This window comes from Paraburkholderia sediminicola (assembly GCF_046027825.1).
Lineage (GTDB): Bacteria > Pseudomonadota > Gammaproteobacteria > Burkholderiales > Burkholderiaceae > Paraburkholderia > Paraburkholderia sediminicola_D.
This window is the reverse complement of record NZ_JAQQDU010000048.1, coordinates 13,694-38,505: the sequence shown is the minus strand read 5'-3', so window position 1 is coordinate 38,505 and position 24,812 is coordinate 13,694. Positions and strand designations below refer to the sequence as shown.

At 62.7% G+C, this 24,812-nt stretch carries 20 protein-coding genes; 6 read left to right on the top strand and 14 right to left on the bottom strand.

What is annotated here, in order from left to right:
• Nucleotides 1-130: 130 nt before the first annotated feature.
• Together PQQ96_RS24540 and murU are read left to right on the top strand one after the other, a co-directional pair.
• Nucleotides 131-1,222: an aminoglycoside phosphotransferase family protein gene (locus PQQ96_RS24540; RefSeq protein WP_408297497.1), complete on the top strand. Its 1,092-nt coding sequence runs from the start codon at nucleotides 131-133 to the stop codon at nucleotides 1,220-1,222.
• 3 nt (nucleotides 1,223-1,225) lie between these two features.
• The gene (murU, locus tag PQQ96_RS24535; protein WP_408297495.1) at nucleotides 1,226-1,939 is read left to right on the top strand and encodes an N-acetylmuramate alpha-1-phosphate uridylyltransferase MurU; all 714 of its coding nucleotides are present in this window, start codon (nucleotides 1,226-1,228) and stop codon (nucleotides 1,937-1,939) included.
• A 49-nt stretch (nucleotides 1,940-1,988) separates the two neighbouring features.
• On the opposite strand, the gene PQQ96_RS24530 is transcribed toward murU, so the two are convergent.
• Nucleotides 1,989-3,878 carry an ABCB family ABC transporter ATP-binding protein/permease gene (locus PQQ96_RS24530; RefSeq protein WP_408297493.1) on the bottom strand — a complete coding sequence of 630 codons (1,890 nt, stop codon included), beginning with the start codon at nucleotides 3,876-3,878 and terminating at the stop codon, nucleotides 1,989-1,991.
• Nucleotides 3,879-4,174: 296 nt separating this feature from the next.
• Between PQQ96_RS24530 and PQQ96_RS24525 the strand changes: the two genes are divergently transcribed.
• On the top strand, nucleotides 4,175-4,570 hold the full coding sequence (locus PQQ96_RS24525; protein WP_211608929.1) for an acyl-CoA thioesterase: 396 nt from the start codon (nucleotides 4,175-4,177) through the stop codon (nucleotides 4,568-4,570).
• Nucleotides 4,571-4,705: 135 nt separating this feature from the next.
• Here the strand turns inward: PQQ96_RS24525 and PQQ96_RS24520 are convergent, their stop codons facing one another.
• Nucleotides 4,706-5,041 carry a DUF4148 domain-containing protein gene (locus PQQ96_RS24520; RefSeq protein WP_408297491.1) on the bottom strand — a complete coding sequence of 112 codons (336 nt, stop codon included), beginning with the start codon at nucleotides 5,039-5,041 and terminating at the stop codon, nucleotides 4,706-4,708.
• Nucleotides 5,042-5,255: 214 nt separating this feature from the next.
• On the bottom strand, nucleotides 5,256-6,161 hold the full coding sequence (locus PQQ96_RS24515; RefSeq protein WP_408297489.1) for a LysR substrate-binding domain-containing protein: 906 nt from the start codon (nucleotides 6,159-6,161) through the stop codon (nucleotides 5,256-5,258).
• Nucleotides 6,162-6,321: 160 nt separating this feature from the next.
• On the opposite strand from PQQ96_RS24515, the gene PQQ96_RS24510 reads away from it, so the two are divergent.
• Nucleotides 6,322-6,936 (top strand): glutathione S-transferase, encoded by a 615-nt coding sequence (locus PQQ96_RS24510; RefSeq protein ID WP_408297487.1) that lies wholly within the window; start codon nucleotides 6,322-6,324, stop codon nucleotides 6,934-6,936.
• A gap of 9 nt (nucleotides 6,937-6,945) precedes the next feature.
• Here the strand turns inward: PQQ96_RS24510 and PQQ96_RS24505 are convergent, their stop codons facing one another.
• Both PQQ96_RS24505 and PQQ96_RS24500 read right to left on the bottom strand, forming a co-directional pair.
• The gene (locus PQQ96_RS24505) at nucleotides 6,946-8,208 is read right to left on the bottom strand and encodes an MFS transporter (protein WP_408297485.1); all 1,263 of its coding nucleotides are present in this window, start codon (nucleotides 8,206-8,208) and stop codon (nucleotides 6,946-6,948) included.
• Nucleotides 8,205-9,425: a serine hydrolase domain-containing protein gene (locus PQQ96_RS24500; protein WP_408297483.1), complete on the bottom strand. Its 1,221-nt coding sequence runs from the start codon at nucleotides 9,423-9,425 to the stop codon at nucleotides 8,205-8,207. Before PQQ96_RS24500 ends, PQQ96_RS24505 begins: the two co-directional genes overlap by 4 nt.
• A 111-nt stretch (nucleotides 9,426-9,536) precedes the next feature.
• On the opposite strand from PQQ96_RS24500, the gene PQQ96_RS24495 reads away from it, so the two are divergent.
• The gene (locus PQQ96_RS24495) at nucleotides 9,537-10,463 is read left to right on the top strand and encodes a LysR family transcriptional regulator (RefSeq protein WP_408297481.1); all 927 of its coding nucleotides are present in this window, start codon (nucleotides 9,537-9,539) and stop codon (nucleotides 10,461-10,463) included.
• 12 nt (nucleotides 10,464-10,475) lie between these two features.
• Here PQQ96_RS24495 and PQQ96_RS24490 read toward each other — a convergent pair whose 3' ends face one another.
• Both PQQ96_RS24490 and PQQ96_RS24485 read right to left on the bottom strand, forming a co-directional pair.
• Complete coding sequence (locus PQQ96_RS24490; RefSeq protein ID WP_408297479.1) at nucleotides 10,476-13,592, bottom strand: sensor domain-containing protein; 3,117 nt, start codon at nucleotides 13,590-13,592, stop codon at nucleotides 10,476-10,478.
• A 256-nt stretch (nucleotides 13,593-13,848) separates the two neighbouring features.
• Nucleotides 13,849-14,325, bottom strand: coding sequence for a nitrate reductase associated protein (locus tag PQQ96_RS24485; RefSeq protein WP_408297477.1), 477 nt, complete (start codon nucleotides 14,323-14,325; stop codon nucleotides 13,849-13,851).
• 158 nt (nucleotides 14,326-14,483) lie between these two features.
• On the opposite strand from PQQ96_RS24485, the gene fdhD reads away from it, so the two are divergent.
• Entirely contained in the window at nucleotides 14,484-15,323 is an 840-nt protein-coding gene (gene fdhD, locus PQQ96_RS24480; protein ID WP_408297475.1) for a formate dehydrogenase accessory sulfurtransferase FdhD, read from the top strand.
• A gap of 46 nt (nucleotides 15,324-15,369) precedes the next feature.
• On the opposite strand, the gene PQQ96_RS24475 is transcribed toward fdhD, so the two are convergent.
• The 7 genes from PQQ96_RS24475 to nudB all read right to left on the bottom strand — a co-directional run bounded on the left by PQQ96_RS24475 (nucleotide 15,370) and on the right by nudB (nucleotide 24,654).
• Nucleotides 15,370-16,137, bottom strand: coding sequence for an enoyl-CoA hydratase (locus PQQ96_RS24475; RefSeq protein WP_408297473.1), 768 nt, complete (start codon nucleotides 16,135-16,137; stop codon nucleotides 15,370-15,372).
• 149 nt (nucleotides 16,138-16,286) lie between these two features.
• Complete coding sequence (locus PQQ96_RS24470) at nucleotides 16,287-17,486, bottom strand: acetyl-CoA C-acyltransferase (protein WP_408297471.1); 1,200 nt, start codon at nucleotides 17,484-17,486, stop codon at nucleotides 16,287-16,289.
• A gap of 135 nt (nucleotides 17,487-17,621) precedes the next feature.
• Complete coding sequence (locus PQQ96_RS24465; protein WP_408297469.1) at nucleotides 17,622-20,057, bottom strand: 3-hydroxyacyl-CoA dehydrogenase/enoyl-CoA hydratase family protein; 2,436 nt, start codon at nucleotides 20,055-20,057, stop codon at nucleotides 17,622-17,624.
• Nucleotides 20,058-20,182: 125 nt separating this feature from the next.
• Entirely contained in the window at nucleotides 20,183-21,970 is a 1,788-nt protein-coding gene (locus PQQ96_RS24460; RefSeq protein ID WP_408297467.1) for an acyl-CoA dehydrogenase C-terminal domain-containing protein, read from the bottom strand.
• Nucleotides 21,971-22,070: 100 nt separating this feature from the next.
• A complete protein-coding gene (locus PQQ96_RS24455; RefSeq protein ID WP_169490252.1) occupies nucleotides 22,071-22,670 on the bottom strand; it encodes a TetR/AcrR family transcriptional regulator in 600 nt (199 codons plus the stop codon).
• A 227-nt stretch (nucleotides 22,671-22,897) separates the two neighbouring features.
• The gene (gene clsB / locus PQQ96_RS24450) at nucleotides 22,898-24,157 is read right to left on the bottom strand and encodes a cardiolipin synthase ClsB (RefSeq protein ID WP_408297465.1); all 1,260 of its coding nucleotides are present in this window, start codon (nucleotides 24,155-24,157) and stop codon (nucleotides 22,898-22,900) included.
• The gene (gene nudB / locus PQQ96_RS24445; protein WP_408297530.1) at nucleotides 24,154-24,654 is read right to left on the bottom strand and encodes a dihydroneopterin triphosphate diphosphatase; all 501 of its coding nucleotides are present in this window, start codon (nucleotides 24,652-24,654) and stop codon (nucleotides 24,154-24,156) included. Before nudB ends, clsB begins: the two co-directional genes overlap by 4 nt.
• Between the last annotated feature and the right edge of the window lie 158 nt (nucleotides 24,655-24,812).

The following is a 24,812-nucleotide window of genomic DNA, read 5'->3' as shown; positions in this document are numbered from 1 at the left end:
TATTTACAATCTGTCGAACGATGAGGCGGGCGGTAGAGCGGACACGCGAAAGCTGGCGTGAGTCGCGTCAAAAAAGTCGTGGGGTATTATATGGCAAGACGTTGCCCCTCTGAATTTGCCGCCGGTTTTCATGACCCTGCCCCCTTCCAAAGACGCGATCCAAGATTCCACCGACAGCCGCCTCGAACTGCTCAAGGCCTGGCTGAACGCCCACGCAGCACGCTATGCGCTCGAACTCGACACACTTGCCCCGGCTTCGTCCGACGCCAGTTTTCGCCGCTATTTCCGGCTCGCCGGTAAGGCGGCGGAAGGCGACAGCACCGGCACCCTGATTGCCGTCGATGCCCCACCGCCCGAAAAGTGCCGCGAATTTGTGCAGGTGGCGCAGTTGCTCGGTGCCGCCAACGTGCATGTGCCGCGCGTCCTGGAGGTCGATTTCGACGCCGGGTTCATGCTCGTCTCCGATCTGGGCACCGATTCGTACCTCGGCGCGCTGACCGAGGCGCAAAGCGGCGACAACCCGCACCGCGCCCGCACGCTGATGCACGACGCGCTCGATGCACTGATTCGCTGGCAGCTCACGTCGCGCGAAGGCGTGCTGCCGCCGTTCGACGAAGCCTTCCTGCGCCGCGAGATGGAGTTGATGCCGGAGTGGTTCATCGGCCGCCATCTGGGCCGTGAGATCGACGACAAGACCCGCGGGCTGCTCGATCGCACCTTCGCGCTGCTGATCGCGAGCGCCCGGGCGCAACCGCAAGTGTTCATGCTGCGCGATTTCATGCCGCGCAATCTGATGGTCGCCGCCGCACCGAACCCCGTGAATCCCGGCGTGCTGGACTTCCAGGACGCGGTATACGGCCCGATCACTTACGACGTCGCCTCACTGCTGCGCGACGCCTTCCTCAGTTGGGACGAAGAGTTCGAGCTGGATTGCTACGTGTACTACTGGGAGCGCGCGAAAAAAGCCGGCCTGCCGGTCGATCCGGATTTCGGCGAGTTCTACCGCCAACTCGAGTGGATGGGGTTGCAACGGCACATCAAGGTGCTGGGCCTGTTCTGCCGGATCAACTACCGCGACAGCAAACCGCATTACATGAAGGATCTGCCGCGTTTCATCGGCTATGCCCGCAAGGTCGCTGAGCGCTATGCGCCGCTGCGTCCGTTCGCGAAGCTGCTCGACGATCTCGAAGGCCGCGCGAATGAAGTCGGCTACACGTTCTGACCGATGACGATGTCCCTGAAGAAAGCGATGATTTTCGCCGCGGGCCGCGGCGAACGCATGCGTCCGTTGACCGACGCGTGCCCGAAACCCTTGCTCGAAGTGGGCGGCAAGCCGTTGATCGTCTGGCAGATCGAGCGCCTCGCGCGCGCCGGCTTTCAAACCATCGTGATCAACCATGCCTGGCTCGGCGAGCGGATCGAGGCCGCGCTCGGCGACGGTTCGCGCTGGGGCGTGCAATTGCGCTACTCGGCCGAGCATGAAGCGCTGGAGACGGCAGGCGGGATCGTGCAGGCGCTGCCGCTGCTGGAAGATGAGGGCAAGAGCGAAGTGTTCGTCGCAGTCAGTGGTGATGTCTACGCGGATTTCGACTACGCGGCGCTGAATACGCGCGCCGAAGCGCTGAAGGCGCTAACCAAGCCCGGCATGCATCTGGTCATGGTGCCGAACCCGGCGTTTCATCCGAACGGCGACTTCGGATTGGTCGACGCAACGCTCTCGCTCGATGCGCAACCACGCTTCACGTTTGGCAACATCGGCCTCTACGACACGCGCATGTTTCGCGATCTGCCGCACGGCACGCGGCGCGCGCTGACGCCTTACTACCGCGAGACGATCGCAAGCGGCCTCGCGAGCGGCGAGTTGTATGAAGGCTTGTGGGAAAACGTCGGCACGCCCGCGCAACTGCAGGCGTTGGATCAGCGTTTGAACGAACGCTGATTGCGGCAAGGCGTTGAGCGGCACCGTGCGATAACGCGCCGCCGCTTCCTCACCGCCCGCCATCTCCCGCCCCTACCGTTTCAGTCGACTCCGACGCCTCGGCGGCACGTTGCTGCTGCAACGCCCACATCTGCGCGAAGAGGCCGTTGGCGCGCAGCAACTCGGCGTGCGTCCCACGCTCGACGATGCGCCCCTTGTCCATCACGATGATCTGCTGCGCGTGGACCACCGTCGAAAGCCGGTGGGCAATGATCAGCGTCGTGCGCTCGCGGGCGATCTGATCGAGCTCATGCTGGATTGCCCGCTCCGAGCGCGAATCGAGTGCCGACGTCGCCTCGTCGAACAGCAGGATCGGCGGATTCTTGAGGATGGTCCGCGCAATCGCGACGCGCTGCTTTTCACCGCCGGACAATTTCAGGCCGCGCTCGCCGACTGGCGTCTCGTAACCCTTCGGCAGCCCTTCGATAAAGTCGTGAATATGCGCCGCGCGCGCCGCTGCGATCACTTCCTCACGCGTGGCCGACGGACGGCCATAAGCGATGTTGTAGTAGATCGAATCGTTGAACAGCACCGTATCCTGCGGCACGATGCCAATCGAAGCACGCAGCGAATCCTGCGAGACGTCGCGAATATCCTGACCGTCGATGGTAATCGCACCACCCGTCGCGCGATCCAGATCATAGAAACGGAACATCAGCCGCGCGAGGGTCGATTTGCCCGAACCGCTATGGCCGACCACCGCCGTGGTACTGCCCGCCGGAATCGTGAAGCTCACGTCGTGCAGAATCTGCCGCGCCGGCTCATAAGAGAAGTTCACATGCTCGAAGCGCACCTGCGCACCGCTCACGTGCAGCTCGGGTGCGTCCGGCACATCGGGCACTTCCTGGGCCGCGCCAAGCAGCGTGAACATGCGGTCCATATCGGTAAGGCTTTGCTTCAGTTCCCGATACACGACGCCGAGAAAATTCAGCGGAATATAGAGCTGCAACATGAAGGTGTTGATCAGCACCAGATCGCCGAGCGTGAGACGCCCGGCCATCACGCCTTCGGTCGCGCGCCACAGAATGAACACGAGCCCCGTGCCGATGATCGCCTGCTGCCCGAAGTTCAACGCGGACAAAGAACGCTGCGATTTGATCGCGGCCGTGCGATAGCGTTTGAGGTTTTCGTCGTAACGTTGCGCCTCCCACTCTTCGTTGCCGAAGTACTTCACTGTCTCGTAGTTAAGCAGCGAATCGATCGCGCGCGAATTCGCCTTTGAATCGAGGTCGTTCATCGTGCGGCGAAAATGCGTGCGCCATTCGGTGACTTTCACGGTGAACACGATGTACGCGGCGAGCGCAATGAACGTGACGATCGCGTAATACGCCTCGTATTTGATGACGAAAAAGCCGAGCACGAGACCGACTTCGACCAGTGTCGGCAGGATGCTGTACAGCGAATACGAAATCAGTTGCGTGATGCCGCGCGTGCCGCGTTCGATATCGCGCGACATGCCGCCCGTCTGCCGATCGAGATGAAACCGCAACGACAGTGCATGCAAATGGCGGAACACTTTTAGCGCGAGCTGCCGCACCGCACTTTCGGTCACCTTCGCAAACAGAATTTCGCGCAGTTCGGTGAAAAGCGAGGTGGACAGCCGCACCACGGCATAGGCGACCACCATCAAACCGACCCCGCCCAGCAGCACGATGCCAGGGGAATCGTGCGCACGACCAAGCGCGGTGAGATGCTTCACCGATGAGAGACCGTCGATGATCCGCTTCATCACGATCGGCACGCCGAGATTGGCGACCTTCGCCCCGATCAGGCAGCTCAGCGCGAAGCCGACACGCCATTTATAGGTGGCGAGGTAGGGCAGCAGGGACAGGATCGTTTGCCAGTCGTTGCGCGGCTGGGTCGAGATCGGGGAAGGTTCGGACGAGGGCGTACGGCGCATGGGATCGGCTGGGGAGTGTATGGAAGCGACGGAGTTCGCAGCGGCGCGCCGACCGGCAGCGCGCGAACCCCGCACCCTGCTTTATGTCGCGCGACCCGGCTGGGCGCTTTCCCGTACAATTCCTGATCTTTCTATTGTCGCAGAAGCTGGCTGGCGCCGCTTTTCATGGGCCATCCGGCCGTCGGTTGCACGTGGGCCGTATCGCTGCGTTGTACTGCTGTGTGCTGCAGTTGTCGTGAAATCCCCCGCCTGCCTGTCGAGCCGACCGAGCCATTACGAATTTCAAGGGTGCCCCGATGACCGATCTCCTTCAACTCCCGCAAAAGTCTTGCGCGCTGCGCGTCGTGCCGCAACCGTCGGACGCGAACGTCCATGGCGACGTGTTCGGCGGCTGGATCATGGCGCAGGTGGATATCGCCGGTTCGATTCCGGCCAGCCGCCGCGCCAACGGACGGGTGGCAACCATCGCGGTCAATTCGTTCGTCTTCAAGCAACCTGTGTTCGTCGGCGATCTGTTGAGCTTCTACGCGGATATCGTCAAGACGGGCAACACCTCGGTGACGGTGGCGGTCGAGGTCTACGCGCAGCGCATGAGCCTGACCGAAGACCTCGTGAAGGTCACCGAGGCGACCCTGACCTACGTCGCAACCGATAGCGACCGGCGCCCACGCGCGCTGCCGGTGCTGGATTGAGCGGCGGACATTGAATGAAAACGAGGCGCCTGAGCGCCTCGTTTATCTTCATACCTTGTGCTCGCCGGGATGCGTTTGCGAGGCCCCCGGCGCAAGCACAACGGGGCCGGCAACCTCCATCCGGCCCGCGGCCGCTTACTGGCTCGCCGCCGCGCCCGCTGCCGCCTTCTTCTGCGCGTTCTGGAGATCCGTCGGATAGTTCGGATCGTTGCGCGACGGGTTATACCCATTGCTCTCCAACTGCTTCAACTCGGCGTTCTTCTTCGCGCGCGCCTGCTTGCGCGCGGCCTTGCGTTGCGCCTTGGCAGCTGCCTTGGATGCGGCCGCCGGCGTGGCGGCCGTGGTGGTATTAGCGGCATCGCCCGCCGGAGCACTTGCGCCGCTTTGCGCGAACGCCGGTGCAACCGAAGCCGCGCTCAACACAACCGATGTCAGCAGCACAGCCCATTTCTTTGCAGGTGAAGAAGTCATTGTTCTCTCCAGTCGTATTAGAAGATATTTGACGGCGAAACGCCCTTGACGGAGTGCGAGCAGCGAAAGGCGGGCGCAACGCCACGTGAATCGATGCTTCGTGGTTCCCGGCGAAGTCTGAGACGGGAATCCCGAATATATACGACTGACATTTACGCGCAACCCGGTAATCCCCCGCGAGCGGCGGCCTGCGCGCGCCAATCGGCACAGAATCTCAGGAACCGCTACGCAAATAGGCGTCGACCTGCGCGTCGATCCACTGTGCGAAATGCGCCTGTTTCGCGTTCAGGATCTCGCGTTGCTGCCACACCAGCCAGTACGGATAGCGATACGGCACGCGGATGTCCGTGATCTGCACCAGTTCGCCTCGCGCCAGCGCGTGCGCGACGAGGCTGCGCCGCTCGAGCGCGACACCCTGCCCGAGCAGCACGGCGCCGATCACGATGTTCGAATCGTTCGCCGTCAAAACCAACGCCTCCGCAGCCGGCTCGGCTATCTGCGCCGCCTGGCACCAGTCGCTCCAGGGCGCGTCGGGGCTCGAGATCAGCGGACACGCAAGCACGTCCTCGGCCGTGCGCGGAAAACGGCCGTTTGGCCCAAGCGCGAAATGCGGCGCCGCGACCACGAGCATGTCGTCGTCAAATAGCTTCTGTTGCGCGACGTCGGGCCAATGCCCCTGCCCCATGCGAATACCGATGTCACTCGTGCTCTGGCGAAAATCCTCGATCTGTAGATTCGTCAGAAGGCGCACGCGATAGTACGGATGCGCCTCGCGGAAACTCGCGAGGCGCGGCACAAGCCAATGCTGCGCGAACGACGGCACGGTCGCGATCACCAGTTCGCTTTCGTGCGGGCGCGCCTGCGCGCGGCGCGTCGCCTGCGTGATGTCGCGCAACGCCGAGCGTATTTCGAGCGCGTAAAGCCGGCCGTCGTCGGTGAGCCGCAGGCCGCGCGCTTCGCGCACGAACAACGCGACGCCCATCGACTCTTCCAGCACCTTGATCTGCTGACTGACCGCCGAATGCGTGACGTGCAATTCCCGCGCGGCCGGTGTGACACCGCCGAGCCGGGCGACGGCTTCGAAGCAGCGCAATGCGGTAAGCGGGGGAATGGGCTTCATGTAAGAAATTCTGACGTAAATCGTCGATTAATGTTGCTTTTTTTGATGCGACGAGACGGTTAGGCTATTGCTTTATTGCCCTGCAAGCACCGTCTGATAAGCGAATAGTCACATACTCGCTCGCTCGGGCAAGCCATATAGATCTTCTAACGGGAATGAGATGAAACTGATCGGCATGCTGGATTCGCCCTACGTGCGCCGGGTCGCTATCTGCCTGAAGATGCTGAAGCTCGACTTCGAACACCAGGCAATTTCGGTGTTCAGCACGTATGACGCGTTCGCGAAGATCAACCCGGTCGTCAAGGCGCCGACGCTGATCCTCGACAACGGCCAGAGCGTGATGGATTCGACCGTGATCCTGCAGTACGTCGCCACGCTCGCCGCGCCGGATCAACGGATCTTCCCGTCACAACCGGATGATTGCCTGCGCGCCGCGCGCCTCACGGGCCTGGCGCTAGCCGCTTGTGAAAAGTCCGTGCAGATCGTCTACGAACGCAATCTGCGTCCGGCGGATAAACAGCATGAACCGTGGGTCGATCGTGTGACCGAGCAATTACACGCCGCTTACCGCGAACTCGAAGCGGAACTCGCGTCGGCGCCGCTGCCGGTCGAACCGAACCATTTTGGTGCGGTGGACGTCACGGTGGCCGTCGCGTGGAATTTCACGCAGATGTTCTTGCCGGAGATCGTCACCAAGGCCGCACATCCGCGGCTCCAGGCGTTTTCCGAGGCGGCCGAGCGGTTGCCGGTATTCGTCGACACGCCCGCCGTCTGAGATACGCCTTCATGGGCTGCCGCAGGATCCGAGGCTCGCGGCGATTGTTTTGTCCACCGCACGCCTCCCTCTGTCGCGGAGCGCATTGACGCCGATACACAGCAGCGTGCCGATCAACAGCGCGGCGGGCACCCACGGCAACGCGAACGCGCCATACCGGTCGATCGCAATGCCGCCCAATGCCCCGCCGCCCGTGATCGCGAGATTCCAGACCGTGACGATCATCGATTGCGCGACGTCGGCTCCCTCGCCCGCGGCACGCGCCGACGCGGTTTGAAATAGCGTGGCGGCGCCGCCGAACGCGAGCCCCCACACGCCCACGCTGAGATAGACGCCAGCCGGCAGATCGCTCGCGAGACCGAGCATCACGGTCGCCACGCCGAACATCGCGACGCTGACGATCGTCAGCAGGCGCAGGTGCCGGTCCACCAGCACGCCGACGATCGCGATGCTCGCAAGCGCCATCACACCGAACACGAACAGCACCGCATCCACGCGCAGCTGTAAATGCGCGAGCGCAAGGAACGGCGAGATGTAGGTGTAGAGAATGGTGTGCGCGAGCACGTAAGCGAACATCACGGCGAGCACCGCCTTGAGGCCAGGCGAAGCGAGCACACCGCGCAATGTCGTGCGCCGCCCGGCTGGCTGACCGGCGAAATCGGGCACCTGCCAGCGCACCCAGCCGAGCAGCACGACCGTCAGCATGCTCATCGCACCGAACGTATAACGCCAACCAATCGACGCACCCACCAGCGTCCCGAGCGGAATACCGAGCGACAACGCGAGTGGCACGCCCGTCATCGCCACGGCAATCGCCCGGCCTTGCAGATGCGCGGGCGCCATCCGCGCCGCGTAGCCGGCGAGCAGCGCCCACACCAGACCGGCTGACACGCCGGCCAAAAACCGCGCGACCAACGTGAGCGTGTAGTTCGTCGACAGCGTCGTGACCGTATTGACGACGACGAAACCCGCAATCGCCACCAGCAGCAGCGAACGACGGCGCCAGCCGCGCGTCGCGATCGCGAGCGGAATCGCCGCCAGCAATGACCCCGCGGCATACACGGTAACGAGCTGCCCGATCAGTGCCGCCGACACCCCAAAGTCGCCGCTCATTTCGCCCAGCAGGCCGGCTGGCAATGCCTCGGTCAGGATCGTGATAAAGCCAGCCGTGGCGAGTGCAAGCAAACCTGACAGCGGCAAACGATCGGCAGATTGCGCCAATGGCGCTGGAGGTATCGCGACGCTGGATTGATCGATGTCGAATTCGCTCATGGCCGGCTTGCCTCCTGACCCGTGGGCGCTGTCACGCCGTACACGGCATCGCGCAGCGCGTTGACGAACGCCCCCGACATTCCTTCGTACAGCGTGTTGGTAAGCGCGACGACGCTCAGACCACGGCTCCGGTCGACGAACCATGAGTGGCCGTACGCGCCGCCCCAGCGCCAGGTGCCGGGCGACTCCGGCGAATCGGCGGCGAGCGGATCGCGCAGCACGGAAAAGCCCAGGCCGAAGCCGTAGCCCGGCTTATCGGGCGGACCCATCTCGTCCGTCTGGTTGCGGCCCATTTCGTCGACCCACGCTCGCGGCAGCAACGCGCCGCCGCCATCGCGCAATGTGTCGAGCAAACGCAGCACGTCATCCGCGCACCCCACCATGCCCGCGCCGCCCGAGGCGAACGCGGAACGGTCCAACGCGCGCGCCGGTTCGAAGTCGATGCCGATTGCACCTTCGAACGGCGTCACGCGTTCCTTGTCGCGCATGCGGTGCGGTTGCGGCATGTCGCTTACGTAGGGCGTCGCGAGACGATGCTCGTCGAGGGTGTGAAAGGCGGTGTCCTTCATCGCAAGCGGAGCGGTGACGAGTTCGCGTACGGCATCGTCCAGCGGCAGCAGCGTCACGCGTTCGATCAGCGCGCCCAGCACGTCGATCGACAACGAGTAAGCCCATGCGGTGCCCGGCGCAAACATCAACGGCACGCCGGCGATCCGGCGCACGTTCTCAGCGAGCGTGATGCCCGCGCGATCCATGCCATCGGAGACGCCGGCGCGGGCGTACGGGCCCTGTTCGTCGGTTTCGAGAAAGCGATAGCCAAGGCCTGCTGTATGCGTCAGCAAGTGCCGCACGGTGAGGCATGCGGCCACGCCATCCGGTCCGCGCGGCGTGAACTCGGGCAGGTAACGCTCGACTGCGTCGTCGAGTCCGAGACGCTGCTGGCTGACCAGCACCATCGCGGCCGTCGACACGATCGGCTTCGAAATCGACGCGAGCCGAAACAGCGTATCTTCGCGTATCGGCTGCTCGCGCTCGCGATCGGCGAGACCCGCCGCGCGGCGATACACCGGCTCACCGTGCTGGGCGATCAGCACCACGCCGCCGACAAGGTGCCGCGAAGCCAGTGCGGCGTCGATCACCGCATCGACGCGCACAGAGAGCGGCACGGTGTGGCGCGAAGAACGGGAAGAGTTAGACGGCTCGTGCAGATCGGACATGGCGGTTCCAATGAAAGGGCGTGCCGCCATCATACGAACCCGGCATCCGAAGAAAAACTGGGATAGAGTTCCTCAGTCTGCGGACATCCATGTCCGGAATCGGAGGTGACGGTGGAAAGTCTGAGCGGGTTTCTGGTATTCGTGCAGGTGGCCGAAACACGCAGCTTCGTCACGGCCGGGCGGCTGCTCGGCGTGTCAGCGTCGGCGGTCGGCAAGCGCATCGCACGCCTCGAAGAACGACTCGGCGTGCGGCTCTTTCATCGCAGCACGCGCAGCATCACGCTCACCACCGACGGCATGCAATTCCTTCAACGCAGCCGGCGCATCCTCGCCGAAATCGAAGCGGCGGAGCTGGAGATGTCGCAAAGTGCTGGCTCACCGCGCGGCCGCTTGCGCGTGAGCCTGCCCGTGGTCGGTTCGCTGGTGCTGCCGGTGCTCGCCGATTTCATGCTGGCGTATCCGGAGATCGAACTGGATCTGGACTTTAGCGACCGCGTGGTCGACGTGATCGACGAAGGGTTCGACGTCGTCGTGCGCACCGGCGCGCTGGCGGATTCACGCCTCGCCGCGCGACAAATTGGTTCGTTCGGCGTGGTGCTGGTCGGCGCGCCGGCCTACTTCGCCCGGCGCGGCACGCCGCAAACGCCCACCGATCTGGCCGACCATGTGTGTCTGCACTACCGCTATCCGACGAACGGCAAGCTGGAGATCTGGCCGTTGCGGCGCGAGGCCGGCGAGCGCGAGCTCGCGCTACCCATTTCGATGGTGTGCAACAACATTGAGACGCGCGCGTGCTTCGCAATGCGCGGTCTGGGGATCGCCTGCATGCCGGATTTTTCGGTACGGCAGGCGCTGAAGGACGGTTTGCTGTGCACCGTGCTCGACGATTACGTCGAGCAGGTAATCGACATCAGCATCGTCTGGCCGGCCGGACGCAGCGTGCCGCCCCGGCTGCGGGTGTTTATCGACTTCATGGCCGCGCGGCTTCTGGCGAACGACGAGCCGGACGAGCCACAACGCTATGCAAGCGTCGTCTAGTCTTCCTGCTAACTACACCGTCACCGCTTCCCGCCCCACCCCGCCCTGTAACAACGCCGAAATCGCGTCGGTCGACAACGGCTTAGCGAAGTAGAAGCCCTGCATCTCGTCGCACGCACGTTCTTTCAGAAAGTCGAGTTGCGCGGACGTCTCCACGCCTTCAGCGATCACCTGCAATTTCAGTGAATGCGCGAGCGCGATGATTGCCGAGGTGATCGTTTCATCGTCGCCCGACACGCCGATATCCGACACGAACGAGCGGTCGATCTTCAGGCGGTCCACCGGGAAGCGCTTCAGATAGCTCAGGCTCGAATAGCCGGTACCGAAGTCGTCGATGGCAAGGCCAATGCCCAGAGCGTGCAGCTCGTTGAGCATCGACACCGCCTCTTCGGCATTGCGCATGATGGTGCTTTCGGTCAGTTCGAGTTCGAGATACTGCGGCTCGAGACCCGTCTCGGCCAGCACCTGCATAACGAGCTTCGCGATATCGCGCTGCTGGAACACTCGTGCCGACAGATTCACCGACACCCGCGCCGGCGGCAAACCTTCGTCCTGCCACGCCTTGTTCTGGCGGCACGCCTCGCGCAACACCCATTCCGACAGCGGCCCGATCAGCCCACTCTCCTCGGCGACCGGAATAAACAACGACGGCAGCACCAACCCGACTTCCGGATCGCGCCAACGCACCAGCGCCTCGGTGCCGACGATCTGCCCGCTCACGATATCCACCTGCGGCTGGTAGTGCAGCAGGAACTCGTTGTCGCGCAAGGCACGGCGCAGACGCCGTTCGAGGTTCAGGCGCGCGCCCGCGCTCGCATTCATCTCCGGCTGGTAGAACTGGAACGTATTGCGGCCCATGTCCTTCGCGCGATACATCGCGAGGTCGGCTTTTTTCATCAGCGTTTCCGCGTCTTCGCCATCCTGAGGAAAGAGGCTCGCGCCCATGCTGCAGCCGACATACAACTCGGTGCCATCGAGCCACACCGGCTCGGAAATCGACGCGCGCACCCGCTCCATCCACGCGATCAGCGACTGCTCGTCGACGGTATCGGTCATCACGATCACGAACTCGTCGCCGCCGTGGCGCGCGACCGTGTCGCTGGTTCGCGTGCAACGTGCAAGCCGCTCAGCCACCACGCTCAGCAAACGGTCGCCGACGCTATGGCCGAGACTGTCGTTGACGTTCTTGAACCCGTCCAGATCGATGAACACGACCGCGACGCCCTTGTGATGCCGCTGCGCAACAATCAGTGCATGCTGCAGGCGATCGCGCAGCAGGTTGCGATTGGGCAGCCGCGTGAGACTGTCGTAGTTGGCCTGGTATTCGAGCTGTTCCTGATAGCGGATCAGATCCGTCACATCGTTGATCACGCCGATGTGATGCGTGATCACGCCCTCCGCGTTCGGTACCGGTGCGATGAACAACTGATTCCAGAACAACGCACCGTCCTTGCGATAGTTGCGCACCACGGCGCTGACTTCGCGGTTCGCGGCAAGCGACTGGCGAATCAGCGCGACGCCTTCCTGGTCGCGGTCGTCGCGTTGCAGCACACGGCAATCGTGGCCAATCACTTCGGCGGGATCGTAACCGGTGATACGCATGAACGCGGGGTTTACGTATTCGATCAGGTTGCCCGTCGGCGAGGGCGCGGTAATCAGAATCGCGTTGACGCTGGCATCGAGCGCGCGGCTTTGCAGACGCAAAGCCAGATCGGAGCGCTTGCGTTCGGTAATGTCCGTGTAGGAACCGAGCACGCCGATCACGCGGCCGTCGCTGTCGGTAAACGGCAGCTTGCTCGTGACCGTGGTGCGGTGCACGCCATCGATCACCAGGTCGACCTCGAAATTCATTTTCGGCACGCCGGTGGTCACCACCTCTTTATCGTGCTCGTTCAGCAGGCCGGCGAAGGCGCGCCATGGCATATCGCTGTCGCTCTTGCCGACCACCTGCTCCGGGTAAGAGAGCCCCGCATCGCGCGCGAACGCCATGTTGCAGCCGAGATAGCGCGACTCCTGATCCTTCCAGAAAATGCGCTGCGGGATGTTGTCCATCACCGTTTCAAGCATCTGGTTCGAGCGCTGCGCTTCGGCTTCGGCGTTGATCTGATCGGTGACGTCGTCGGCCAGCACAAAGAAGGCGGCACGGCCCATGAAGCTGAGCGCGTGATACGAAATATCGGCGCTGATCGTTGAACCGTCCTTGCGCCGGTGATGCCAGACACCCGCCATCGTGCGGCCATGTTGCAGCACGTCGCTGCGCTGCAGATGCGATTCGAGACGCGAGATTTCGGCATTCGGCCGGATCGCGCGAATCGTCATGCCGAGAAATTCGCTTTCCGTGTAGCCGTATTGCTGGATCGCCGCCGCGTTGACGGCGAGAAAGCGCAGCGTCTCGCGCTCGAAGATGTACATCGGCACCGGATGGTCGTCGAACAGGCTGCGAAACCGCTCGTCGTTGCGGTTGAGCGCGCGGACGGTGCGCAGTTTCTCGCGCGCGCTGCTTTCGCGGGCGCCGAACGTGAAGATCAGAAGCGTGCTGCCGGCCAGCATCGTTACGATCAGCAGGAACATGGCGCGCTGGGTTTCGCTCGCGGAAGCCGCCAGCGACGCCTGCAAGGCCTGGCTCTCCTGCTTGCGCAACGCCGCCAGACTGGCTTCCACCTGATCAAGACCCAGCCCGAGATGGGTATAGGCCGACGCCGCCCACGCGCGCGATTCGTTCGGCCTGGCGCTGGCGCTGGCGCTCTTCAATAGCGCATCGTCGATGTCGTGTTGCAGTGCGTGACTGTCCGCGCTCAGTTTGGCGAGCGTGTCGAGCATGGCCGGTTCGTCGGCGAGCGCTTTGCGCAATTCGCGCTCGAGACCTGCCAGCGAGTTCGCCATGGCGGCAGCCTCGTTGACAGGCGCGGCCTCACCCGAGGCTTCGAAACGGCCGAGCGCGGCCAGTCCGCCGTCAAGCGCCGTCCGGTAGGCGTCGAGATTCTGACGCACGTTTGTCGAACGCAGCATGCGCACGTCGGCGTCGCGCTGGCCGCAAATCTGCGTATAGGCGACGAACGCGTTCGCGCCGACCGCCGCGGCGACGACTGCCAGATTGATCAGCAGCCGCTTCGATAAAAAAGGAGTCATGGGTTCCGAACGTCAATCGTTCTGAGGGCGGGAGCGCGGGGTCGCTTTCGGTGCGTCGGGTCGCATCGAGTCAAGTCTTTTTACGCGCCAACCCATGGATAACGGCAGGGTTCGGAATAGCTTGAGAGGGAACGCGAAATAATTTGCGGATTTGGCTGGGGGCGCCTAGCTGGGAGCGCCTAGCTGCCTGGCCACCGGCACATGGTGGGCAGCGCCCGTTGGGCGCTCCCTGGCGGCCCGTACTAACCGGCCGCGCCTAACCGGCCGTACCAAATTCCTTCATCGCGGGAACGAAGTCGTGGTTGCCTTCCGGTTTGCGCGACAGTTTGGCGAGTACGTAACGCTTGAACGGCTCGAGTTCGGCCCACTGGGCAATGCCCGGCGTGGGCAGGCCGGCCAGCCCCGCCTGATGCACGACGCCCTCCGGCACGGCATCCGTACGGCGCCAGGCGGGCGCTTCCTCGGGCGTGAACCACTCCGGCTCGACATTCGCATGCGTGCGCAGCATTTCGAACAATGCGTGGTCGAAATTCGGCTCGATTGCCGCGTCTTCTTCGACCGGAAAGCGCGCCAACAGCTTGCGGTCCTCGAGCGGCAGCAATTGCCACTGCGCCAGCGTGATGCGCAACCCGAAGCGATCGAGATTGAAGCGCACCGACATCGGGATGTAGGCGAAATTCTCCGAAGACGCGACTTCGAAGTTGAACAGTAGCGGTGCTTCGTTGAGTCCCATGACAGTATTCCTCTTTGGTGACGGGCAACGCTCAAGCCCAGCTTGAGGTATTTTAGAACCTTATTCGTGCGATAGCGGCATGGTCTGGTGCTACTTCGCGCCGCCGGGCAAGACTGCACGCCGAAGAAACGCGCGCAGCATGACAGGAGTGAAGCAGCTTGAACGAACAGGAAACAGCCGGGCAGACAGGCGCCGTGGAGCGCCAGGTACACCGGCATCGCGGCGCGGCGGTCGAAACCGTGACCGATCATGTCGGTCAGGAGTGGCCGGTGGCGCTCGTCTTCAACGGCATTTCGCACGCGGTGATGATGTGCACGCCGCGCGATCTGGAAGCGTTCGCGGTCGGTTTTGCGATTTCGGAAGGCATCGTGGAACGCGGCAGCGACATTCAGGACATCGAGGTCGAGCTTCACGACGATGACGAATTGCCGCATGCCGAAGTGCAATTGAAGGTGGTGCAGCAGGCTTTCGTCGCACTGAAGGAAAAGCGCCGCGCGCTCGCCGGGCGTACCGGCTGCGGCGTATGCGGGATCGAAAGCATCGATCTGCTGGATCTGAAACCGGAGCGCGTGCCGGACACCGGCTTTCTGCAACGGCTCGCGCCGGATGCGATCGCCCGTGCCGCTCGCGACTTGCCGGAGCACCAGGCGCTGACGCGTCTCACCGGCGGCTTGCACGCCGCCGCATGGTGCGATGCGGCAGGCGCGATCCGCTACGCGTTCGAGGATGTCGGCCGTCACAACGCACTCGACAAGCTGATCGGCCAGTTAGTGCTCGACCGCGTGGATACCAGGGAAGGCTTTGTGTTTCTGTCTAGTCGCGCCAGCTACGAGCTGGTGCGCAAGGCCGCGCGTGTCGACGTGCCGATGGTCGCGACCATTTCGGCGCCGTCGTCGCTGGCGATCGCGATCGCCCGCAAAGCGGGCGTACGGCTCGTCAGCTTCTGCCGGGAATCCAGCTACGTCGACTACGACACCTTGCAGCCGGCGCAATCTTGAACGTTCAGGTGCCTGAAGTATTTTCAGGCGCCTGAACGCAGCCAGCTCAGTCGAACTGCCGGAAGTCCGGCTTGCGCTTCTCGAAGAACGCCTTGAACGCCTCGCGCGCTTCCGGCGCAAGCAGCATCTCGCCGAAGTGCACCGCTTCCTCCGCCATCTGCGTTTGCAGCTCATGCTGGCCGCGCTTCATCAGACTCTTCGTCACTCGCAGCGACGAGGCCGGCAGCGCCGCCAGCTTCGCTGCTTGCGCGGCCGCAAATGCATCCACTTCGGTCGCGGGCAGCACGCGATTCACGAAGCCCATGCGTCGCGCTTCAGCGGCGTCGAATGCTTCGCCGAGCAGCAGCTTTTCCGCTGCGGCCTGATAACCGGCCACGCGCTGCAACAGCAAACTCGAGGCCGCTTCCGGACACAACCCGAGTTGCGTGAACGGCAGCGAAAAGCTCGCCGTATCCGCTGCATACACCAGATCGCAGTGCAGCAGCAGCGTCGTGCCGACGCCGACTGCCGGCCCCGCTACGGACGCCACCACCGGCTTTTCCGCCGAACTGATCGCTCGCAGAAACTGGAATACCGGCGAGTTTTCGCCGCCCGGCGGCTTCTTCATGAAGTCTTCGAGATCGTTGCCGGCGCTGAAAATGCCGGCGCTTCCGCGAATCAGAATCGCCCGAATCGATGTGTCGCCCTGCGCTTCCACCAACGCGTCGGCCATCGTCTGATACATCGCGGCCGTGATCGCATTTTTCTTGTCGGGCCGGTTGAAGGCAATCGTCAGCACGCCGTTGGCGCGCTCGACCAGAATATCCATTGTCATCTCCTCGTACTCCTGGTTGCTGCTGAATGGAAAAAACGGTTCGCAAGCCAGGTGGCCTGCGAACCGTTTCCGCGGTCCCTAGGGGATCACTGCTGGGCTCACCGCAGTGTTCGCTGCGGTGACCACCTCGGGGACCATGGCAAACACGATTACAGACGTTCGATGATGCCCGCAGCGCCCATGCCGGTACCGACGCACATCGTCACCATGCCGTACTTGAAGTTACGGCGACGCAGGCCGTGCACAACCGTCGACGCACGAATTGCGCCGGTCGCACCGAGCGGGTGGCCGAGTGCAATCGCGCCGCCGAGCGGGTTGATTTTCGACGGATCGAGACCGAGGTCCTGAATCACCGCCAGCGATTGCGCGGCGAACGCTTCGTTCAGCTCGATCCAGTCCATGTCTTCGATCTTCAGGCCGGCGGCCTTCAGTGCGGCCGGAATCGCTTCCTTCGGACCGATACCCATGATTTCCGGCGGCACGCCGCGCACGGCGAAGCTGACGAAACGGGCGAGCGGCGTCAGGTTGAATTCCTTCAGCATCTTTTCCGAGACGACGATCAGGGCACCCGCGCCGTCCGATGTCTGCGAGCTGTTGCCCGCCGTCACCGAACCCTTGTTCGCGAACACCGCGCGCAGTTTTGCCAGACCTTCCAGCGTCGTTTCCGCACGCGGGCCTTCGTCGAGCGCGACTTCGCGCGTCTTGATACGCACTTCGCCGGTAGCGAGGTCGGGGAAACGCTCGGTAATCGTGTACGCGGCGATTTCGTCGTTGAACTCGCCGGCTTGCTGCGCGGCGATAGCGCGGCGATGCGATTCGACCGAGAACGCGTCTTGCGCTTCGCGGCTGATCTTCCAGCGCTCAGCGACCTTCTCCGCGGTCAGGCCCATGCCGTAGGCGATGCCGATATCTTCGTTGCGATCGAAGATATGCGGCGACATCGACGGCTTGTTGCCCATCATCGGCACCATGCTCATCGATTCGCAGCCACCCGCGATCATCGCGTCCGATTCGCCGACGCGAATCCGGTCAGCCGCCATGGCCAGCGCGGTCAGGCCCGAAGCGCAGAAGCGGTTCACCGTGACACCGCCCACCGTGTTCGGCAAGCCGGCCAGCAGTGCGCCCATGCGCGCAACATTCAACCCTTGCTCCGCTTCCGGAATCGCACAGCCGATGATCGCGTCTTCGATTACCTTCGTATCGAGGCCGGGCACTTGTGCTACAGCCGACTTGATCGCGTGCACCAGCAGTTCGTCTGGGCGCGTGTTCTTGAACATCCCGCGCGGCGCCTTGCCGATCGGCGTGCGGCTCGCGGCGACGATGTATGCGTCTTGCAATTGCTTTGCCATTTGAAGCTCCTTTGTCGACCAGAGTTAGCGCTTTAGCGCTTACTCTGGCCCCATGCAGTCTTATCGCGGTCGGCGGGAGTTGGCGCTTTAGCGCTTACTCCCGTCCCATGCATATAGATGCGAACCGCTCGTCGCTTAGTTGCGCACCGGCTTGCCGGTTTGCAGCATGCCCATGATCCGTTCCTGCGTCTTTTGCGTGCCGAGCAGATCGACGAACGCTTGACGCTCGAGTTTGAGCAGCCATTCTTCGTCGACGAGGCTGCCCGCTTCCACGTCACCGCCGCACACCGCTTCCGCGATACGGCTCGCAATCAGGAAATCGTGCTCGCTGATGAAACGGCCGTCGCGCATGTTGACGAGCGATGCCTTGATGGTCGCAATCGCCGAGCGGCCTGCCACCGGCACTTGCGTGACACGCAGCGGCGGACGGTAACCCGCGGCGGACAGCGCGCGCGCTTCCTTCTTCGCGATGTCGAGCAGTTCGAACACGTTGAAGACGATCGTGTCGGACGGCTTCAGGTAGCCCATTGCGCGGGCGTCGAGTGCCGAGGCCGAGACCTTCGCCATCGCCGCGTTTTCGAACGGTTTCTGAACGAACTTCAGCAGGTCGTTGGTCGCGCCGGCTGCGGTCGCGGCTTCCGCTGCGCGCAGTGCCGCTTCCTTCAGACCGCCGCCCGCGGGCACGAGACCCACGCCGACTTCCACCAGACCGATGTAGCTTTCGATGTGCGCGACACGCTTCGCGCTATGCAGCGCAAGCTCGCAGCCGCCGCCGAGCGCGATGCCCGACACAGCCGAAATGACCGGCACGCTCGCATACTTCACACGCAGCATGCCTTGCTGGAATTTCTTCACGAACGGCTCGATGCCCTTCGCGCCGCCCATCATGAACGCAGGCATGGCTTCTTCGAGGTTCGCACCTGCGGAGAACGGGCCGCCCGGCGTGCCGAGTTTCAGCGACGTCGGCTGCCACACGACCAGACCCTTGTAGTCTTTTTCGGCCAGTTCGATAGCCTGCGTCAGACCGTCGATCACCGACGGTCCGATCGTGTTCATCTTGCTCTTGAACGACACGATCAGGACGTCGTTCTCGCCTGCACGGTCGTCGACCCACGCGCGCACGGCGTCGGTTTCGAACAGCGTCTTGCCGTAGGTCTTCGGATCAGCCGACGTTTCGCCGACCAACGGTGCGCGGAACACCTGCTTGTCGTAGACCGACAGCGACGAACGCGGCACGAACGTCTTCGAAGCCGGCGACCACGAACCTTCGTTCGTATGCACGCCACCCTTTTCAGCCACCGGGCCTTCCAGCACCCACGACGGCAGCGGCACATTCGACAGACCCTTGCCGGCCGCGATGTCTTCCTGCACCCATTCGGCGACCTGCTTCCAGCCGGCCGTCTGCCAGCCTTCGAACGGACCTTCGTTCCAGCCGAAACCCCAACGGATGGCCAGATCGACGTCACGCGCGTTGTCAGCGATCGATTCCAGATGCACGCCAATGTAGTGATACACGTCGCGGAAAATCGACCACAGGAATTGCGCTTGCGGATGCTCCGATTCGCGCAGGAGCTTCAGACGCTCTGCCGCCGGACGCTTCAGAATGCGGCCGACCAGTTCGTCCGCTTTCGCGCCGCCGTCGACATACTCGCCCGTCTTCGGGTCGAGCACCTTGATGGCCTTGCCTTCCTTCTTGTAGAAGCCGCCGCCGGTCTTCTGACCGAGTGCGCCCTTCTTCACGAGTTCGGCCAGCACAGGCGGCGTTTCGTAGACCGCGAAGAACGGATCGTCCTTCAGGGTATCCTGCATCGTCTTGATGACGTGCGCCATCGTGTCCAGACCGACCACGTCAGCGGTGCGGAACGTGGCGGACTTCGCGCGACCCAGGCGTGAGCCTGTCAGGTCGTCCACTTCGTCGAAACGCAGGCCGAACTTGGCGGCTTCCGTAATCACGGCGAGGATCGAGAAAATACCGACGCGGTTGGCGATGAAGTTCGGCGTGTCTTTCGCCCGCACGACACCCTTGCCGACCACGCTCGTCAGGAACGATTCGAGTTGGTCGAGGATTTCCGGACGCGTCGTCGCGGTCGGAATCAGTTCGACCAGGTGCATGTAGCGCGGCGGATTGAAGAAGTGCACGCCGCAGAAGCGCGCCTTCAGCTCATCCGAGAAACCGTTCGACAGTTCGGTGATCGACAGACCCGACGTGTTGGTCGCGAAGATCGCATTCGGCGCAATGTGCGGCGACACTTTCTTGTACAGGTCGTGCTTCCAGTCCATGCGTTCGGCGATCGCTTCGATCACGAGGTCGCACTCGGCGAGCTTCTCAATGTCGTCGTCGTAATTCGCGGGCTGGATGTATTGTGCGTCGTCCTTCACGCCGAACGGCGCGGGCGACAGCTTCTTCAGATTCTCGATCGCCTTCAGGGCGATCGCGTTCTTCGGGCCTTCCTTGGCAGGCAGGTCGAACAGCAGCACGGGCACCTTGGCGTTGATCAGGTGCGCGGCGATCTGCGCGCCCATCACGCCGGCGCCGAGCACGGCTACCTTGCGAATGATCAGATTGCTCACGTCGTTCCTCCGGGGGAGTTATGCGGTCTCGCGAATGTGTCTCTTACGTTTCGCGATGTGTGGCTTGTGGCGGTGGAAGGCGCCACGCCGCTTGAGGGCGTGGCGCTTGCCGTAAAGGTTGTGCCTTAGAACAGCGACTCTTCGACGTCCATCATCGACTTCGAACCGGCGCGTGCCTGACGGATCGTCATGGCCGTTTCCGGCAGCAGCTTCGCGAAGTAGAAGCGTGCGGTAGCGAGCTTCGCCTTGTAGAACGGATCGCCCGATGCTTCGTTATCCAGCGCGATACGTGCCATGCGCGCCCAGAAGTACGAGAACACCAGATGGCCGACGGTGCGCAGATACGGCACGGCGGCGGCGCCGACTTCGTCCGGGTTCTGCATGGCCTTCATGCCGATTTCCATCGTCAGCTTCTGAACCTTGTCGCCGATGTCGGCGAGCGGGTTGATGAACTCCTGCATTTCCGGCTTCACGCCTTCCGCTTCGACGAAATCCGACACCAGCTTGCCGAACTTCTTCATCTTGGCGCCCATGTCGCCGAGAATCTTGCGGCCCAGCAGGTCGAGCGCCTGAATCGCGTTGGTGCCTTCGTAGATCATGTTGATACGCGCGTCGCGCACGTATTGCTCCATGCCCCACTCGGTAATGAAACCGTGGCCGCCGTAGATCTGCATGGCGTGGTTGGTGCTCTCGAACGCGTTGTCCGAGAGGAATGCCTTCAGGATCGGCGTGAGCAACGCGACGAGGTCGGCGGCTTCCTTACGCACCGATTCGTCGGCGTGCGACAGTTCCTTGTCGATGTGCAGCGCGGACCAGTACGAGAACGCGCGCGCGCCTTCAGCGTAGGCCTTCTGCGTGAGCAGCATGCGGCGCACGTCCGGGTGGACGATGATCGGGTCAGCCGCTTTTTCCGGTGCTTTCGGACCGGTCAGCGAACGCATTTGCAGACGCTCTTTCGCGTACGTCAGCGAGTTCTGATAACCGATTTCGGTCAGACCCAGGCTCTGCATGCCGACGCCCAGACGCGCGGCGTTCATCATCACGAACATCGCGTTCAAGCCCTTGTTCGGCTCACCGACCAGCCAGCCCTTCGCGTTGTCCAGATTGATCACCGCGGTCGCGTTGCCGTGAATGCCCATCTTGTGTTCGATGGAACCGCACTTCACGCCGTTGCGCTCGCCCGGCTCACCCGCTTCGTTCGGGATGAACTTCGGCACGATGAAGAGCGAAATACCCTTGGTGCCATTCGGTGCGCCCGGCAGACGTGCGAGCACGAGGTGAACGATGTTCTCCGAGAGATCGTGTTCACCGCTGGAGATGAAAATCTTCGTGCCGCTGATTGCGTACGAGCCGTCGCTGTTAGGTTCGGCCTTGGTGCGCAGGATGCCGAGATCGGTGCCGCAATGCGGTTCGGTCAGACACATCGTGCCGGTCCAGACCCCCGCGACCAGCTTCGGCAGATAGCGTTGCTGCAGTTCCGGCGTGCCGTGCGCGTGCAGACATTCGTACGCGCCATGCGACAGGCCCGGGTACATCGTCCACGCCTGGTTCGCCGAGTTCAGCATTTCATACAGCGCGTTGTTGACGAACGCGGGCAGGCCCTGGCCGCCGTATTCCGGATCGCAGCCGAGTGCCGGCCAACCGGCTTCCACATATTGCTTATAGGCTTCCTTGAAGCCCTTCGGCGTGGTCACGACGCCGTCGCCGACGTACGTGCAGCCTTCCTGGTCGCCGCTGTAATTAAGCGGGAACAGCACTTCGGAGCAGAACTTGCCGGCCTCTTCGAGCACGGCGTTGATCGTGTCCGCATCGAGATCCGCGTGCTTCGGCATCTGCTTGATCTCGGCTTCGACGTTAAGCAGCTCGTGCAAAACGAATTGCATGTCGCGCAGCGGCGCGGCGTACTGTCCCATGACTCTCTCTCCCAAGTTTGACAAGGAGCCAGGCCGTTAGCTGAGTCCGTGGATCGGATCTTTCAGCGCCGCTGAATCTGCTTGAAGTTCGGCGGTTCTGCTAACGGCTTTCGCTCTGATACGAAACAATCAATTTTTCCAGCGCGGCCCACGTCAGACGCACTGCATCCGGCAAGTGCAGGAAGCGCGCGTCGTGATGCAGACCGAGCGTGACGCTGTAAAGTTCGAACAGCATCAGCTGCGGATCGGTATCAGCGCGCAGATGCCCTTCTTCCATCGCCTGCGAAATTGCACGAGTGAGCGCCGCACGCCAGATCGTCACGCTCGACACCAGTTGCTCACGCACCGGGTTGTCTCCGCGGTCGTCATACTCGACGGCGCCGCTGATGTAGATGCACCCCGTGGTGACTTCCTGAATGCGTTTCTCGATCCAGCGGGAAATCATCGCGCGCAAGCGCGGCAATCCACGAGGCTCACGCAAACTCGGGAAAAACACCTCGTCTTCGAAACGACGGTGGTATTCGCGCACGACTTCGACCTGCAAATCCTCGCGCGACCCGAAATGCGCGAACACACCGCTTTTGCTCATCTGCATGCGCTCGGCCAGCAACCCAATCGTCAGACCTTCCAGTCCGTCGCGGCTTGCCAGATCAAGTGCTGCTTCGAGAATCGCGACTCGTGTTTGTTCGCCTTTTCGCATAGCTTTTTTACCGTTCTAATGTGACCGAAAGAAAATCGAACGGCCGTACTATTATTGTGTGCGGCCGTCCGCTAAACAAGGACTTTATTAGAAACCGGTTTCTAACCCGGCTTCAATTCTGCGGCATCCGTCAATCAGAGGAAGGAGATTTTTTAGAGGCCTTTGCCTTCTTATGTTTCCTTTCATTGACACCGCGCCCTTACGCTTATGTGAGAGAGGGGAAAGCGCTAGTCATAGCCACCCACCGTCAACAGCTTCATCACGGCCCGGTAGGTCGTGTAAGCGAGCCAGTTGAGGGCGCGCTCGCCCGCAGGACGGGCCTCGTAGCGCGCCTCGTCGATCCGGCGCGAATCCTTGAACGCAACGAGAATTGCTTCGCGCAGCGCACCAATCGACGGGTCGTTCACCAGCACCACGTTAGCTTCATTGTTGAGCATCAGGCTCAGCGCGTCGAGGTTCGACGAGCCGACTGTGCCCCAGTTCGAATCCACCACCGCGACCTTGCCGTGCAGCATGGTTTTCTCGTACTCGGCGATCTGCACGCCGGCTTTCAGCAGCGCACGATACAGGAACGGCACCGCGTAATCGAGCGCCTTGAACTCCTTGCGCCCGATGATGAGCTTCACGTCGACGCCGCGCCGCGCCGCGAATACCAGCGCGCGCCGCAGCTTGCGGCCCGGCATGAAATACGGATTGGCCAGCAACACTTCACTGCGCGCCTGGCCGATCGCGGTCAGATATGCCTTTTCGATGGCGCGGCGGTTGATCAGGTTGTCACGCGCGACGAAGGCCACGCAAGGCTGGCCGCCGGCCCAAAGCGCCTCGTTACGGTTGCGGCGCCGGCGACGCAAGGAGCCGAGGGACGCCATGGTCTTCGGTCCGAGATCGGGCTCGAGCGACTCCAGAGGCCGATGCCCAAGCTGAATGCGCCGCCATTGCACCTCGAACGCCTGGCGGATATCGGCGACCACCGGTCCGTGCAGTTCCACGGCGAAATCCCAGCGCCGGTAAGGCAGCTTCTCGCCGTTGTTCTCGTAGTCGTCGACGATGTTGATGCCGCCGCAATAACCGAACTGATCGTCCACCACCGCGATCTTGCGGTGCGTCCGCGAGAAGCCAAAGCGGCCGAACAGATGCGGATTGTAGATGCGGTGGTCGATGCCGGCGAGCGGCCACTCGTTGAACATCGGCAGGCGCTCGGTGCCGATACCGTCGGTAATCACGCGCACCTTTACGCCGCGCGCCGCGGCGCGCAGCAACGCCGCGCTGACGGCCTGACCTGCGCTGTCGTCACAGAAAATATAGGTTTCGAGAACCACATCGCTCTGTGCCGCGTCGATGCGTTCGATCAGCGCGGCAAAGAACTCCTCGCCGGAACGCAGCAGCTTGACGTCATTGCCGCTGGTAAAGCGGTAGCGTTGCCAGTAGCGGCGGCCGAGCAGCGATTGCCGGAGTCGCGCGAAACGGCGCGCGCCGCCGACGCTCACCGGGCACGCTCCTTGGGCTGGCCATTCAGGCGCCCAGCGAGTCGCTTCGGCAATTGCAGGATCGCGTCAGCATTCGACGACGAAAAGCAGCGCGAGGCCGCCTCTTCATACGGCAACCACAGAAACGCGGTGTGCTCGCGCGGCGCGAGCGTCACTTCGAGCTGCTCGGGTACTTCCAGGCTGAACCAATGCTCGGTGTTGTGGATCACGCCCTCGGCATAGCGATACCGGAACTGGGGATAGATTTCATATTCGATCGAGTACTGCCAGTCGAACAGCGCGCTGTGCGGCACGAGCGTACTGCCAACCACGATACCGGTTTCCTCGGCCACCTCGCGCGTCGCCGTCTCAATGAAGGGTTCGTCGAGCCGGTCTTTCGAACCGGTCACCGATTGCCAGAAATCTGCGTGATCGGCACGCCGGATCAACAGCACGTCGAGCGCGGGCGTATGGATGATGACGAGTACGGATTGCGGGATCTTCGGCGGTTTCGGCATGGCGTAAAAACTGGGCGCAACGCTTGCGCGGTGCATGTCGGCGATCCGTCCGGTGAGAGGTGGAGACCGGTTGCTTGGACTGTAACGCAAAAAACGAAAAAGGCGCATCACGCGCCTTTTTCGTTTGCTCCTTCGTTAGCTCTTTGGCGCCGGTTACC